This is a genomic window from Desulfuromonas acetexigens (genome assembly GCF_900111775.1).
Taxonomy (GTDB): domain Bacteria; phylum Desulfobacterota; class Desulfuromonadia; order Desulfuromonadales; family Trichloromonadaceae; genus Trichloromonas; species Trichloromonas acetexigens.
Map to the genome: position 1 here is coordinate 483,164 of NZ_FOJJ01000001.1, position 13,469 is coordinate 496,632.

11 protein-coding genes are annotated in these 13,469 nt (G+C 60.8%); all 11 read right to left on the minus strand.

All coding sequences use genetic code 11. The features are described 5' to 3' along the window. Positions 1 to 31 precede the first annotated feature (31 nt). Positions 32 to 1,042 carry a helix-turn-helix transcriptional regulator gene (locus BQ4888_RS02295; RefSeq protein WP_092053117.1) on the minus strand — a complete coding sequence of 337 codons (1,011 nt, stop codon included), beginning with the start codon at positions 1,040 to 1,042 and terminating at the stop codon, positions 32 to 34. A gap of 11 nt (positions 1,043 to 1,053) precedes the next feature. Beyond that, positions 1,054 to 2,400: an alpha/beta fold hydrolase gene (locus BQ4888_RS02300; protein WP_092053119.1), complete on the minus strand. Its 1,347-nt coding sequence runs from the start codon at positions 2,398 to 2,400 to the stop codon at positions 1,054 to 1,056. Positions 2,401 to 2,527: 127 nt separating this feature from the next. Then, complete coding sequence (guaA, locus tag BQ4888_RS02305) at positions 2,528 to 4,087, minus strand: glutamine-hydrolyzing GMP synthase (RefSeq protein ID WP_092053122.1); 1,560 nt, start codon at positions 4,085 to 4,087, stop codon at positions 2,528 to 2,530. 52 nt (positions 4,088 to 4,139) lie between these two features. Then, positions 4,140 to 4,511 (minus strand): four helix bundle protein, encoded by a 372-nt coding sequence (locus tag BQ4888_RS02310; protein WP_092053125.1) that lies wholly within the window; start codon positions 4,509 to 4,511, stop codon positions 4,140 to 4,142. Between the two features lie 48 nt (positions 4,512 to 4,559). Beyond that, positions 4,560 to 6,032 carry an IMP dehydrogenase gene (guaB, locus tag BQ4888_RS02315; RefSeq protein ID WP_092053127.1) on the minus strand — a complete coding sequence of 491 codons (1,473 nt, stop codon included), beginning with the start codon at positions 6,030 to 6,032 and terminating at the stop codon, positions 4,560 to 4,562. 184 nt (positions 6,033 to 6,216) lie between these two features. Then, positions 6,217 to 7,287 (minus strand): M42 family metallopeptidase, encoded by a 1,071-nt coding sequence (locus tag BQ4888_RS02320; RefSeq protein ID WP_092053130.1) that lies wholly within the window; start codon positions 7,285 to 7,287, stop codon positions 6,217 to 6,219. A 150-nt stretch (positions 7,288 to 7,437) separates the two neighbouring features. Beyond that, positions 7,438 to 8,097, minus strand: coding sequence for a histidinol phosphate phosphatase domain-containing protein (locus BQ4888_RS02325; protein WP_092053132.1), 660 nt, complete (start codon positions 8,095 to 8,097; stop codon positions 7,438 to 7,440). Next, positions 8,094 to 9,575 (minus strand): DUF4388 domain-containing protein, encoded by a 1,482-nt coding sequence (locus BQ4888_RS02330; protein ID WP_140396580.1) that lies wholly within the window; start codon positions 9,573 to 9,575, stop codon positions 8,094 to 8,096. The genes BQ4888_RS02325 and BQ4888_RS02330 overlap by 4 nt, the downstream gene beginning before the upstream one ends. A 30-nt stretch (positions 9,576 to 9,605) precedes the next feature. Further along, positions 9,606 to 11,489 carry a response regulator gene (locus tag BQ4888_RS02335; RefSeq protein WP_092053137.1) on the minus strand — a complete coding sequence of 628 codons (1,884 nt, stop codon included), beginning with the start codon at positions 11,487 to 11,489 and terminating at the stop codon, positions 9,606 to 9,608. A 34-nt stretch (positions 11,490 to 11,523) separates the two neighbouring features. Beyond that, the gene (gene miaB, locus BQ4888_RS02340) at positions 11,524 to 12,849 is read right to left on the minus strand and encodes a tRNA (N6-isopentenyl adenosine(37)-C2)-methylthiotransferase MiaB (RefSeq protein WP_092053140.1); all 1,326 of its coding nucleotides are present in this window, start codon (positions 12,847 to 12,849) and stop codon (positions 11,524 to 11,526) included. 91 nt (positions 12,850 to 12,940) lie between these two features. Next, positions 12,941 to 13,468, minus strand: coding sequence for a PH domain-containing protein (locus BQ4888_RS02345; RefSeq protein WP_092053142.1), 528 nt, complete (start codon positions 13,466 to 13,468; stop codon positions 12,941 to 12,943). Position 13,469: the final 1 nt, after the last annotated feature.

A 13,469-nucleotide genomic window follows, 5' to 3' on the forward strand; every position in this document is an offset into this window, starting at 1 on the left:
TGACCTTAGCGGAGCCCTGCGACAGAATAAGTCACAGCGTATCGAGATCCAAGCCTTGGCGCAGACCCTCGACGAAGGAAGTCCGCAGGGATTCGGGTTCGAGCACCCGGACATGAGGAAGATAGGAGTAGAGCCAGGAAAGGATTTCCTTCTCGCCACCGGCATTGAAGGAAAGGATCAACGAGCCGTCCGGTTCTTCGGCGATTTCCTGGGAGGGATGCCAGGTGCGTTCGCGAATCAGGTGGGCGATTTCGGAGGAAAACCGGACCCGGATCGCCAGCGGCGCCTCGTCGATGAGACCGAAGGCGTTGCCGAGCAGATCGTCGACGGAAAAGTCCCCGGGAACCTCGAAGCGCTCGTCCAGTCGCTCCAGCGCCCGGATGCGGTCGACGAGAAAGCGCCGCAAGCCCTTACGGTTGTGGGCATAAGCCGCGAGATAGAGGGAATCCTTATAGAAAACCAGGGTATAGGGGTCGATCAGGTAATCCTCGGCCGGACGGCGCGGAGGGGCGTAAGAAATGCGGCAGGTATACTGACGCAAAAGCGCCTCGCGCAGGGCTTCGAGAATATCCCGCTGCGGGGCATAATCGCGCAACCCCTGAAAATGTGGGGTCGCCGCCTGCGCCAGGCGTTCAAGATGGGCCAGATTGCGCGGGGGCAGATTGGAGCGGATGCGGGCGAAAACCGCATCGAGATCCTCCTGAAAGGGGGTGCCCTGCAAAAAAGCGAGTTGCCCCCGACAGAGGTAAAAGGTCATCAATTCATAGAGGGTAAAGGTGACCGGCAGGTATTCCTCGAACTCGGCCATGAAGCTGTGCAGCACAGTGCCGTCCGGCTGATTTTCGCGAATCAGCGGATAACCGACCTCTTCCAGGGCTTTGAGATCGCGGTAGACGGTTCGCCGGTTAACCTCGCACTCCTCGGCCAGCTCGTCGACGGTAGCCCCGAAACGGGCCCGCAGGATGCGGATGACATCATGCAGCCGCGCCGCCTGACTGTATTTTTTCGCGGGTTTACCTGGTCTGTTCGGTTCTTTGCGCATAGCTCCTCTACTTACAGTTCCTCCCCCGCCGTCATCTCGCGCAGGCCGTGAATGGTACCGCTGCCGTGGGGGCTGTCGATGCGGCTAACGGAGAAGAAGAGTTGCAACCGGCCGCCGCTGAGCACCGCCGCCTGCTCGCCGGTGAGGTGCACACCGGCCAGGTCAAGGCGACTGCCGGAAGCCGATACCGCCACCGGCGCGGAAATTTTCAAGCCGTTGGCGATCAGGGTCGAGGCTTCCGCGCGCAGCCCGATATCGCCGCCGCTGATTTCTCCACGATCGAAGACCGCCGTGGAACGGCGCAGGATTACGGAGCGGGCGCGAATATCGCGCAGGTGGACATCCTGGCAATCGACAATTTCCAGGCTCTCATAATCCCCCTCGAAAACCATGCCGCTCGTCCCCTCGCAACGCCCTGTTTTCTGAACCCCCTGAACGGGTCGCGTCGCGGCTCGGTACTCACCCTTCAGTGCTGCGGAAAAAGCGGCCGCGAAGAGGCGCGGTTGTTCATCCATCGGCATGTGCCCGGCGCCGGGGATGATGCGCAGAGTGGCCTCGGGCAGATTGGCTTCAAGCAGGATGCCGGTGCGCACCGGCGTGACCCGGTCGTGTTCCCCCCAAATGATGGCGGTCGGCACCTTGATGCGAAAAAGATAGGGGCTTAAGTCCTCCTGGATCAGAGCGATGGCGGCGATTTTTTCCGGATCGCCACCGAGTAACTGCTGGCGCAGGGTGGCGTTGTCGAGCATCAGGTCAAGATCGAAAAGGGGATTGGGCAGCCCGCCGACCATATTGCCGAGAAAGCTGTCGACGCTGATCGGCACCGAAAAATTTTCCGCCAGGACCCCGAGCATCTCCTTGGTGTAGACCCGCCGGTCGAGCACCCCGGCCGCATCGACCAAGACCAGCCGGGTCAGGGACTCGGGATAAGTCCCCGCATATCTCAGGGCGATGGCGCCCCCCAGGGAATGGCCGACGATGATCGGCGGGGCGCCAACGAAAGAATCAACCACCCACTTAACAAATGTGGCGTAATTACCAGGTGAATAAAGGGAATTCTGTTTCTGCGATCGTCCGAAACCGGGCAGATCGAAGGTCACGACATGGTAGTCCCGGGCCAGTTTCGGCAGGAGGCCCTGCCAGGTGCCCGAAGCCAGATCGCCCAGCCCGTGGATCAGCACCAGCGGCGGATTCCCTTTGCGCCCGGCCTCCTGGATCAAGACCTGTCCGCCAAAGACCGGCTCCCGCACCATCCGCTCCCGGACCTTTCCGCTTTCCACGGCCGAAAGGGCCTGAACCGGCAGGGTCAAAAACAAGAGAAAGAGAAGGAATATCCGTATCTTAATCAATTGACTCATAACCACTTTGATCCTCCAGTTTCGACAACCCGCGCTCACCCCCGCCACTATAGGGCAAAAAAGCCGCCCGGTATACCCGAACGGCTCTTTATCACGTGAATGCAGTCACCAGTCACTCAGCACTGCCCTACTCCCACTCAATCGTCGCCGGCGGTTTACTGGAAATATCGTACACCACCCGGTTGATCCCCTTGACCTCATTGATGATGCGGTTGCTGATGTGGGCCATGTCGGCGTAAGGGAGCGGATACCAGCCGGCGGTCATGAAATCCTTGGTCTCCACGGCGCGCAGCGCCACCACATATTCGTAGGTGCGACCGTCACCCATGACGCCGACGCTCTTTACCGGCAAAAAGACGGCGAAGGCCTGGCTGATCTTGTCATAATGACCAGTGCGGTAGAGTTCCTCGATGTAGATGGCGTCGGCCAGACGCAGCACGTCGGCGTATTCCTTTTTCACCTCGCCAAGGATGCGCACCCCGAGGCCGGGACCGGGGAAAGGATGGCGCCAGACCATGGCATGGGGCAGGCCCAGTTCCTCGCCGATGGCGCGGACCTCGTCCTTGAAGAGTTCCCGCAGCGGTTCGAGCAGTTGCAGTTTCATAGTGTCGGGCAACCCGCCGACGTTGTGATGGCTCTTGATGTTGTGCGCCTTGCCGGTCTTAGCCCCAGCGGACTCGATGACATCGGGGTAGATCGTCCCCTGCGCCAGCCACTTGGCGTCGGTGAGCTTGTTCGACTCTTCCTCGAAGATATCGACGAAGAGACCGCCGATGATCTTGCGTTTGCGCTCGGGGTCGGCGACGCCGGCCAGGGCCGAAAGAAAGCGCTCTTCGGCATCGACACGGATGACCTTCACCCCCATATTGCGGGCGAAGGTGGCCATCACCTGATCCCCTTCGTTCAGACGCAGCAGACCGTTATCGACGAAGACGCAGGTGAGCTGCTCGCCGATGGCGCGGTGAATAAGGGCCGCCGCCACCGAGGAATCGACCCCGCCGGAGAGGCCGAGGATAACCCGGTCGCTGCCGACCTGACGGCGGATGCGAGCGATGGCATCATCGATAATATGCCCCGGGGTCCACTGCCCGCTGCAGCCGCAGATGTCGCGGACAAAGGTGTCGAGCAACTGCTGGCCGTGGGGGGTATGGTTGACCTCGGGATGAAACTGCACGCCGTAGAGGCGCAGTGCCACATTCTGAATGGCGCAGACCGGGGCGTTGCCGGTGCGGGCGACGACCTCGAAGCCTGCCGGGACCGCTTCCACATGGTCGCCGTGACTCATCCAGACCGGGCTTTTGCCTTCCATGAAAAAACCGTCGAAGAGCGGTCCCGGTTGCCCCTGGGCAAGCAGCTCGGCATGGCCGAACTCGCGCTTGCCGGCCGGAACCACGGCGCCGCCGAAGTGTCGGCTCATCAGCTGCATGCCGTAGCAGATGCCGAGGACCGGCACGCCGAGCTCGAAAAGCTCCTCGGCGATGACCGGCGCGCCTTCTTCATAAACCGACTTGGGACCGCCGGAGAGAATAATCCCCTTGGGGGCAAAGGCACGAATCGCGTCGATCCCCAGGTCAAAAGGATGAAGCTCGCAATAGACATGGGCCTCGCGCACCCGGCGGGCGATGAGCTGGGTGTACTGGGAACCGAAGTCGAGTATCAGGATTTTTTCGCTGTGAATGTCGGACATGGGGATACCAGGAGAAAGGAGAAAGGTTAAAGGATAAAGGCTGGGAAAAGCGTCAAGTCGGGTTGACGCTTGCGTCAGCCGTAAAGGTTTTGCGTGTTTTTATAAGGCCGCCCAGCATAGCCGAAACTTCCTTTGTCTCCTTGATCCATAAGAGTCCGGCCTCTTTCGGGATGTATCCGATATCGATCCCAATATAAATCTGGGTGCGCAATTCACCGCATGAACCCTTGGCGTAAAGAAGGAACCGTACGCATTCGCGATTGGATTCACGTTCGAACCCTTCCGCAATATTGCTCGGGATGGAAAGACCAGACCGAGTAATCTGATCCCGAAAACCAAAATCCCGCAAGTCCTTAAGATTTTTATAGAGATTGGAACTGAGGCGAGCAGCCCGCTTCCAGACTTCAAGATCCTCAAAATTCATGCCCCAGGACTTTCCTTTATCCTTTTGCCTCGTTCCTTTAACCTTGCGCTATCCCTGTCGTTCGACCCGATAATTCGGGGCTTCGTGGGTGATGGTGACGTCGTGGACGTGGGATTCGCGCAGGCCGGCGTTGGTGATGCGCATGAAGCGGGCATTTTGCTGCAGCTCGGCGATGGTGCGGCAACCGGTATAGCCCATGCCAGCACGCAGACCGCCCATCAGTTGATGGATGTTGTTGGAAAGGCTGCCGCGGAAAGGCACCCGCCCTTCAATCCCCTCGGGAACCAGTTTCACGTCGCTGTCCACATCCCCCTGGAAATAGCGGTCCTTGCTCCCCTGCTTCATGGCGCCGAGGCTGCCCATGCCGCGATAGGTTTTGTAGGTCCGCCCCTGGTAGAGGATGGTCTCGCCGGGGGATTCGTCGGTGCCGGCGAAGAGGGAGCCGATCATGATGATGTCGGCGCCGGCGGCGATGGCTTTGGGCAACTCCCCGGAATATTTGATACCGCCGTCGGCGATCAGCGGAATCCCCGCCTTGCGGGTGACGGTGGCCACATCGGCGATGGCGGTGATCTGCGGCACCCCGACCCCGGCGACGACCCGGGTGGTGCAGATCGAGCCCGGACCGATGCCGACCTTGACGGCGTCGACGCCGGCCTTGATCAGGGCTGCGGCCGCTTCGGCCGTGGCGATGTTGCCGGCGATCAGTTGCAGATCGGGATAGGCCCGTTTGGTGTCGCGAACCGAGTCGAGAACCCCCTGGGAATGTCCGTGGGCGGTATCGATGACGACCACGTCGACTCCGGCCCGCACCAGGGCTTCGAGACGCTCTTCGCGATCCCCCGCGACCCCGACCGCCGCCCCGACCCGCAGCCGACCGAAGTCGTCCTTGCAGGCGTTGGGATACTTGCGGACCTTTTCAATGTCCTTGATGGTAATCAACCCCTTGAGGGCGTAATTGTCGTCCACCACCAACAGCTTTTCGATGCGGTGCTGATGCAGGTGAAACTTGGCTTCCTCCAGCGTCGTCCCGGGGGGAACGGTGACCAGCTTATCCTTGGTCATGACATTGGAAATCGGCTGATCGAGTTTCGTCTCGAAACGCAGATCGCGGTTGGTGAGAATCCCGACCAGCTTGCCGTTTGTGGTGATCGGTACCCCGGAGATGCGGTACTTCTCCATCAGTTCGAGGGCTTCGTAGATTTTCTGTTCGGGACGCATGGTGATTGGATCGACGATCATGCCGCTTTCCGACTTTTTCACCTGATCGACTTCGAGGGCCTGCATGGCCGGCGTCATATTTTTATGCAGAATGCCGAGACCGCCCTCCCGGGCCATGCAGATGGCGGTCCGGTTCTCGGTGACGGTATCCATGGCGGCGGAAAGCAGGGGGATGTTGAGCCTGACCCTGGGAGTCAGTTGGGTGGTGAGATCGACTTCCTTGGGCAGTACGGTGGAATGGGCGGGGACGAGAAGCACGTCGTCGAAAGTGAGTCCTTCACGGATCTTGGGATCCAGCATCGCCAGCTCCTTTTATTGAGAGGGGGGACATCCTTGGCAAGTGAAGTGAAAAATATTAATCGGCGATACTATCCAAGCCGGTCCGGTTGAGTCAAGGCAAAATCTGTTAAAAATTCTCAAACAGGCGCGGCCGCGACCCTCTCCGCAGGGGGAAGGGACGCGGCCGGGACGGAGCAAAAACGGACTAATTGGGGATGAACTGACCGACGCTTTCGATGCGATACATGAGGGCGGTCAGGAGGTTGATCGTCGACTCCAGATCGTCGAGGGAGAGAAGTTCCACCGGCGTATGCATGTAACGCAAGGGAACGCTGACCAGCGCCGCCGCCGTCCCACCCCGAGAGAGTTGGATAACATTGGCGTCGGTGCCGGTGCCGCGCGGTGCGCCCATGACCTGATAGGGGATGTTCTCGGCGCGCGCCGTGGCGACGAGCAGGTCAAAGAGAACCGGATTGACGTTGGGGCCGCGAGCGATGATCGGCCCCTTGCCGATCTTGAACTCACCGATCTCCTTTTTGTCCATCTCCGGATAGTCGGTGGCGAAACCGACGTCGACGGCGATGCCGATATCGGGATTGACCCCGTAGGCGCTGGTGGTGCCGCCGCGCAACCCGACTTCTTCCTGCACGGTGGAGACGACATGGAGATCGACCGGCGCCGGACCGCGCCGCCGCACTTCCTGCAAAACCCGGGCGACAACGAAAGCGCCCATCTTGTCGTCGAACGCGCGGGAGATGACCCGGTCCCCCTGCAAGCGCTCCAGCCCCACGGCGAAGGTCGCGGGATCGCCGATGGCCACCAGCTTCTCGGCCTCGGCCTTATCGACGCAGCCGATGTCGATGAACTGGCTCTTGAGCTTGACCACCGTCTCCCGGTCCTTGGTCTCCATCATGTGAATCGGCTTCTTGCCGACGACTCCGAGAATCGGACCGGAGGCGGTATGGACATAAACGCGCTGTCCCGGCACCAAATGAGCGTCGACTCCGCCGATGGCGGCGAAGAAGAGGAAGCCGTTATCGTCGATATGCTTGATCATGAAGCCGATTTCGTCGCAGTGGCCGGCCAGCATCACCCGGGGGCAATGCTCCCCGGTACCGCCGATGCGGGCAATGACGTTACCCATGACGTCGGTGTGCAACTCATCGGCCACCGGCTCCAGCACCCGCCGGATAACCCGCTGCGCCGGCTGCTCAAAGCCCGAGGGGCTGGGCGTTTCCACCAATTCCTGCAAAAAATCAAAATCCATCTGTTCCATGGTCACAAAATCCTTCGTAAAACAGTGATAAGTGAGGGCAAGCGCGGAGTCCTGCCCTAACGAGAGAACGAATGAGCAGCCGAAGCAAGAATAAACCTCCGCCGCCTTGTTTTCCTTTTTCCTTTTTCCTTTTTCCTTCAGCCTTCAGCCTTACAACTTGATCCCCACCGCCTTGAAAACCAGTTCCGCCGAATTTCTCCGGCACTGCTCGAACTGGTCCTCGGAAAGTCCGGCGCCCAGGGCGATTTTGCGAGCCATTTCCAGGGAAAGGAGATCGCCGGGGGCGTGGGCGTCGTTGTTGATGACCAGTTTGGCCCCGGCCGCAAGGGCCAGTTTCGCCACATGGCCGTTGGTCAGGGAGTGCCCCTTGCGCGTGGTGATTTCCAGGCAGACTCCGCCCTGGGCGGCGAGCGCCGCTTCCTCGGCGGTGAGCAGGCCGGGATGGGAGAGGATATCGACCCCGGCCTCGATGGCCGCTCGATTGGTGCCGGGGGCGACCGGTTCGACGATCGTTTCGCCGTGCAGAACGACGAGCTTTGCACCAAGGGAGCGGGCCTCAGCCGCCGCCTCGGCGATCATCGCCGGGGGGATGTGGGTCAGTTCGATGCCGGGAATCACTGCCAGGCCCAGCGACTTGCCGAGATCATGGGCGATCCGCGACAGGCGGGGGATAATCAGATCCATGTTGGAGAAATCCCCGTGATCGGTGATGGCCAGGGCACGATAGCCGGCCACCGCCGCCCGGCGGGCCAGTTCGAAGGGGATGAGTTCACCATCGCTGAAAACGGTATGGGTATGCAGATCGATCATAGGTCCTCGCGTGCCGGCAGTGGCCGGCGAAATTGGGATGCGAAAAAAGCCAGCAGTTCACGAAAGCTTTTACGATCCCCTTTTTTCAGGAAAAACGCCCCTTTCTTCGGTTCATCGAAGGCGGCCGTCACCACTGGTGCCTGGGCGCGGTCCTGAAAGAACTCCCGGGCCGGCGCCATTCCCGCACCATCGGAAAGGCAGAGAACGCCGAACAGCCGCCGCAGGAAAGGGGTCCATAGAGGGGCGGACTCGCGGGTCGCCGGCAGCACAAAGAGGCGCAGGGCGAAGGTCTCGTTGATCAGCAGCCGGCCGATATCCCCCAAGCCCAGGCCCTCCTCTCCCAGGAGAAAATCATGAGCCGGATCGAATTCGCCGATCCCCTGCAGGCTCCGCACGAAGCGGCGCACATCCTCCACCTCGTCGGCGAGCAGCACCAGCTTGGCCGACGCCTCGGCAAGGAGCACGTCGCGCTCGCCGAGATGATCCTTGATCAGGATGACCTCCTCGGAAGTGAGCAGGGGCAGACGGCCGGACTCCGCCTGGTCACTATCGCGGCGTACCCCGAGGACGCCCTTGTCGAGAAGCATCTTGAGGATCTGCAACACCTCGAAATCGGGACGGGGGCAGTGGTCAAGAATCTCCCGAACCTGGGAATAATACTCGGTGAGAACGAGAATTTCCTGCGTGGTCGGGCGCAATCCCCGGGGGAGCCGCTCGCGGGGAATCTTCAGTTCCAGGCAGGCATCCAGATCAGGGAGGCTCGCGGACTGAGCGGCCATTTCGTCCATCTGCCGCAGTCCCTCGATGATCAGATGATCGATGGGCACGGTGATGCGCGCCTCGACATCGATCCCCCCCGGTGAAAACCAGAACTCCCCATCCGTCCAGGCGAGCAGGCGAAAGAAGGCCTTATCGCCATCGACCCGGCCGAGGCGAGCGTTAACGACAAAGCCCTCGCGGAGAAAGATCGTTCCTCGGCCGCCGGCACCGTGCAGGGAGAGAACCCCATCCTTGCGGTTGACCCCGAGAACCTGCACCAGGTCGGTCACGGCGATCTGGTCGAGATGGCCGCGGATGTCTTTTTCCTGGCGTCCAACCTGCGCGGTCTTCTCCAGTCGGTTGAAATGTCCAAGAATCGCCGACAAGAGTTGCTCGGGATTGAAGGGCCGGGGGAGAAAACCATCCTTGTGGCGACGAAAACCGTCTACCTCCTCCCCTTCCCGTCCGACATAGAAAAAGGCCATGCGCTCGGTGCGGGGGTTGGAAAGAAGAATCTGGACCAGTCGCGTCGCCGGCAGGAGGGACACTTCGGTGTCGAGAACCATGAGTTCCGGCGCCAGGGACAGGCAGAGCTCCAGAGCTCGCGCCCCGTCGGGGGAATGCTGGACCTGCAAACCGTTCTGCCGTAACAGATCGATCATGCCGATCAGATCCGGCTGGTCACCGGCAAGCACGATTTTATTACACAACCTGGGCACGGATAGCTCCTGAAAATTACGCAAAAACGGCTAGATCAACGCCTGAAGCTGATATTGTTCCTGAAGTTTGACAATGATGTTTTCGACAAAATAGAAGTCGGAAGTATGGAAACCGAACAGCTCTTCCCCCTGACGGCGGGCGAAAAGGGCATAGGCGCAATCCTCGTTGAGATAGAGGATGAAGGGGATTTTTTCAAAAGAATCTCCCTCGATATAGAGTGGCACGATGCGCTGGTAATCCCAGTGGGTACGGTCGCGGCCGCCGAGCAAAAAGAGCGAAGTCGCGGACTTTTCCAGCGCTTCGACATGGCGCAGGGATTGCCGGACCTTTTCGAAATCGTCGCAGCCGCGATAGATAATCCCCCGCACCCGGCTCGACTCCACCACCTCGCGACAAAAAGCGCGCATGATCTCGTCGAGACGTGCGGCGGGCATGCGGAAGTAGCGGTAGCGGGGGTCATCCCCCTGAGCGGAAAGAGGGCCGGAAATCCCGCCTTTTTTCGGGTCGACCCGGTAATCGCCGGGGGATCCGAGCAGCCGCTCGACCAGGGGCCAGAAGGGGCTTTCCGCGATGCCGCTGCGATGATAGAGGCTCTTTTTCAGCCGTTCCAGACGACCACCAGCGACCCGCCGCAGTTCTTCGAACGTCGCGCCGTCCGTTGGATAAGCCGCCGAGCGTAAAAAGAGCTCGATCGGAAGACTCTTTTTCAGATCACAGACGCTCAACATCCCCTTGAGCGCCTTGCGGATGCGCTTCTGCGCCACCAGCGAACCCCAGTAATCGGTTTCCGGCAAGAGCATGTAGTATTCGTCGGGTCCGGCCGTGGCCAGGATGTCGGCGTCGCGCAGAACCGAATTGATCGCCTCGATGATCCGCTCCATCGCCTCATCCAGCTCCCGCCCGCGAAAGCCGGCGGCCAGGCGAGCATGATTGTCGATGGTCAGACGGATCAGCGACAGGCTGCGCCCGTAACGACGGGACTTGTGCAGCTCCTTGTCGACATGGTCCTGAAAGAAAGCCATGTTGTAGGCCTGCCCCAGGGGCACCCGCAGGGTGTTCTGCTCCAGTTCGCGCAGCAGCAGAACATTGCGCAGGGCACCGGCGGCGAATTCGCCGACCAGGGCCGCGACCTTGAGATCCCGGCGAGTGAAGGCCTCGCGCCCCACCGGCGCCTCGATGCGGAGCAGGGCCATCCCCTCGGGTCCGACCGGAATCGGCAGCCAGAGGGCCGCGCCCTGCCCGGTCGCGGTCGCTTCACCGGCAAAGAGAATGGCGCGCAATCTTTCGTCGGGGGAGAGCGACTCCTCGCCGGAAGCCACTTTCACCAGACCGCGCCGACAGCGCAGGTGATACTGCCGACCGCCGTAGCCGGGGAGCCAGAGCAGACCGCCTTCGGCCTGCAACAGCTCCATCAGGGTATCGATGATCTGATCCCCGAGCCGGTCGAGATCGTGAATATTGAGAAACACCAGACATTTCTGGTAGTAGCCGAGGGTCTGATGGAACTCGATATTCTCTTCGAGCAGCTTCTTGTGCTCGACCCGCAGAGCCTGGCGAAAGAGGATTTTTCCAACCAGCAGCAGAAACTCGTCGGGATTGATCGGCTTGAGCAGATAGTCGGAGACCCCGCGTTTCATGGCCTCGACAGCGGCGGCGGCATCGTTTTTGTCGGTGACGACGACGATTTCCTGCCCCGGGCTGTGCCGGCGGATGCTTTCCGTGATGTCGTCGCTGCCCACGCCGGCGTGCAGCTCGGTAACAATCAGGTCGAATTCCTCGCGACGCAGCGCCTCCATGACGTCACGAAGGCCGGCGGCGGTGCGCACGTAATAGCCGTCGTTACCGAGCAACTCCTGATAGAGCGCCCGCGAGGCCCCGTCGTTATCGATGGCGAGAATCCGTCCCTTGGCCATGATTCTTTTTTGCCTGTCGCCTTTCCGAAAGGGCTCAATCCGCGATCAGCCGCCCGAGATGAGAATTACGGTAAACCCGGCCGACCCGCACCGGAACGATTTGCCCGATCAGTTCCCGGGAGCCGGCGAAGTTGACGATACGATTCCAGGTGGTGCGCCCGAAGAGTTGCCCCTGCCCCTGGCGGCTCTCCCCCTCGACCAAGACCTCCAGCGTCGCGCCCGCATCCCGCTCCCGCCAATCCCGGGAGATCTCCTCCTGCACCTTAAGCAGCCGGTCGAAACGGGCCTGGCGTTCGCCGGCAGTTGAAGGATCTTCGAGTGTGGCCGCGGCAGTGCCGCTGCGAGGGGAATAAATGAAAGAGAAGATATCGGCGTAGCGCACCTCTTCCACCAGGTGCAGGGTATCGGCGAAATCCTCCTCCGTCTCTCCCGGAAAGCCAACGATGATGTCGGAAGTCAGACGGATATCCGGCCGCGCCTGGCGCAAACGCCGCGCCCTGTCCAGATACTGAGCACGGGAGTAACCCCGGTTCATCAGGCGCAGAATCCGGTCCGACCCGCTCTGCACCGGCAGATGGATGTGATTGCAGAGCTTTTTCAGCGAACCGAAGCAGTCGATCAGCTCGTCGGAAAGATCCTTGGGATGGGAGGTGGTGAAACGGATGCGGGCGATGCCGTCGATCCCTTCCACCTCGGTCAGCAGCCGGGCAAAGGAGAGTTCGCCGGGAAGGCCCACGCCATAGCTGTTGACGTTCTGACCGATAAGCGTCACCTCACGCACGCCGGCTGCGGCCAGTTCGCGGATTTCGTCGAGAATATCGCCGCTCGGGCGACTGATTTCGCGACCACGCACCAGGGGCACCACGCAATAGGAACAGAAATTGTCGCAGCCCTGCATGACCGTCACGAAGCGGGTCACGGCCTCGCCGCCGCTCCGGCGGGGAAAGAGGCGCAAGCGCGTTTCCCGATCGAGAAATTCCACGGCGTGGCCGCGTTTGCGGCGGGATTCGGCCGCCTGAACCAGTTCGGGCAGGCGATGGACGTTATGGGTACCGAAGACCAGATCGAGATAGGGCAGATCCTTGAGCAGTTTCTCCCCCTGCTGCTGGGCAACGCAGCCGCCGACCCCGAGAATCAGGCCGGGTTTGGCGGCCTTCAGGGGTTTGTAGCGGCCGAGATGACCGTAGACCTTGCGCTCGGCCTTGTCGCGGATGGCGCAGGTATTGAGCAGAATGAGATCGGCCGCTTCCGGCCGGTCGACGGGAAGATAATCGATGGCCCGGAGAAGGTCGACGATCTGCTCCGAATCGACGACATTCATCTGACAGCCGAAGGTTTCCAGAAAAAAATGTTTTTGCATAAAGAGCCGAAAGCTTCCTTGATGATTTTTATCGGGAAATGATAAGCGGTTTGCGCCGGTCCCGTCAAACAGAATCAGGGTTTTCCCTGAATCACAACGGCGAGCGGTTCAGTTTGTGACCGTTGCGCACCAGAGCCTCTTCCAGCAGGGCAAGAAGCGCGGCGGGATGTTCCACGGCGAGGAGGCTCAAAACGGCGCCCCCTTCCGAAGATACGGCACGGATATGGGCCAGTTCCGGCCCCAGAGGATTGACGCGAAAACTGCAAAGGCCGGCAAGTTCCATACTTTCGAGGCGCGGACGAAAGAGGCCGCGGCGGGCCAGCAGGCGCCGGTTGCTCAGGGCGTAGCCAACCCGGCTCCATTCCAGCCGTGCCAGCAGCAGATGGCCGAACGTCAGGTAGAGACCGGCAAGCCAGAAGGGAACCGGAATCAAGGCCGGCCAGGGCCAGGGGTGAGCCTTGGCCAGTTCACAGGCGCTTACCTGCCAGAAAATAGCCCCCACCAACAACAGGACACCGAAGAGGGAATGGAGCCCGTTGCGGAAGGTAAAGGCGCGGGGTGCCGGGCGCCCTTCCCAGGTCAGGGTTTCCCCTTCGGCGAAATCGTCGTTCCAGTTCATG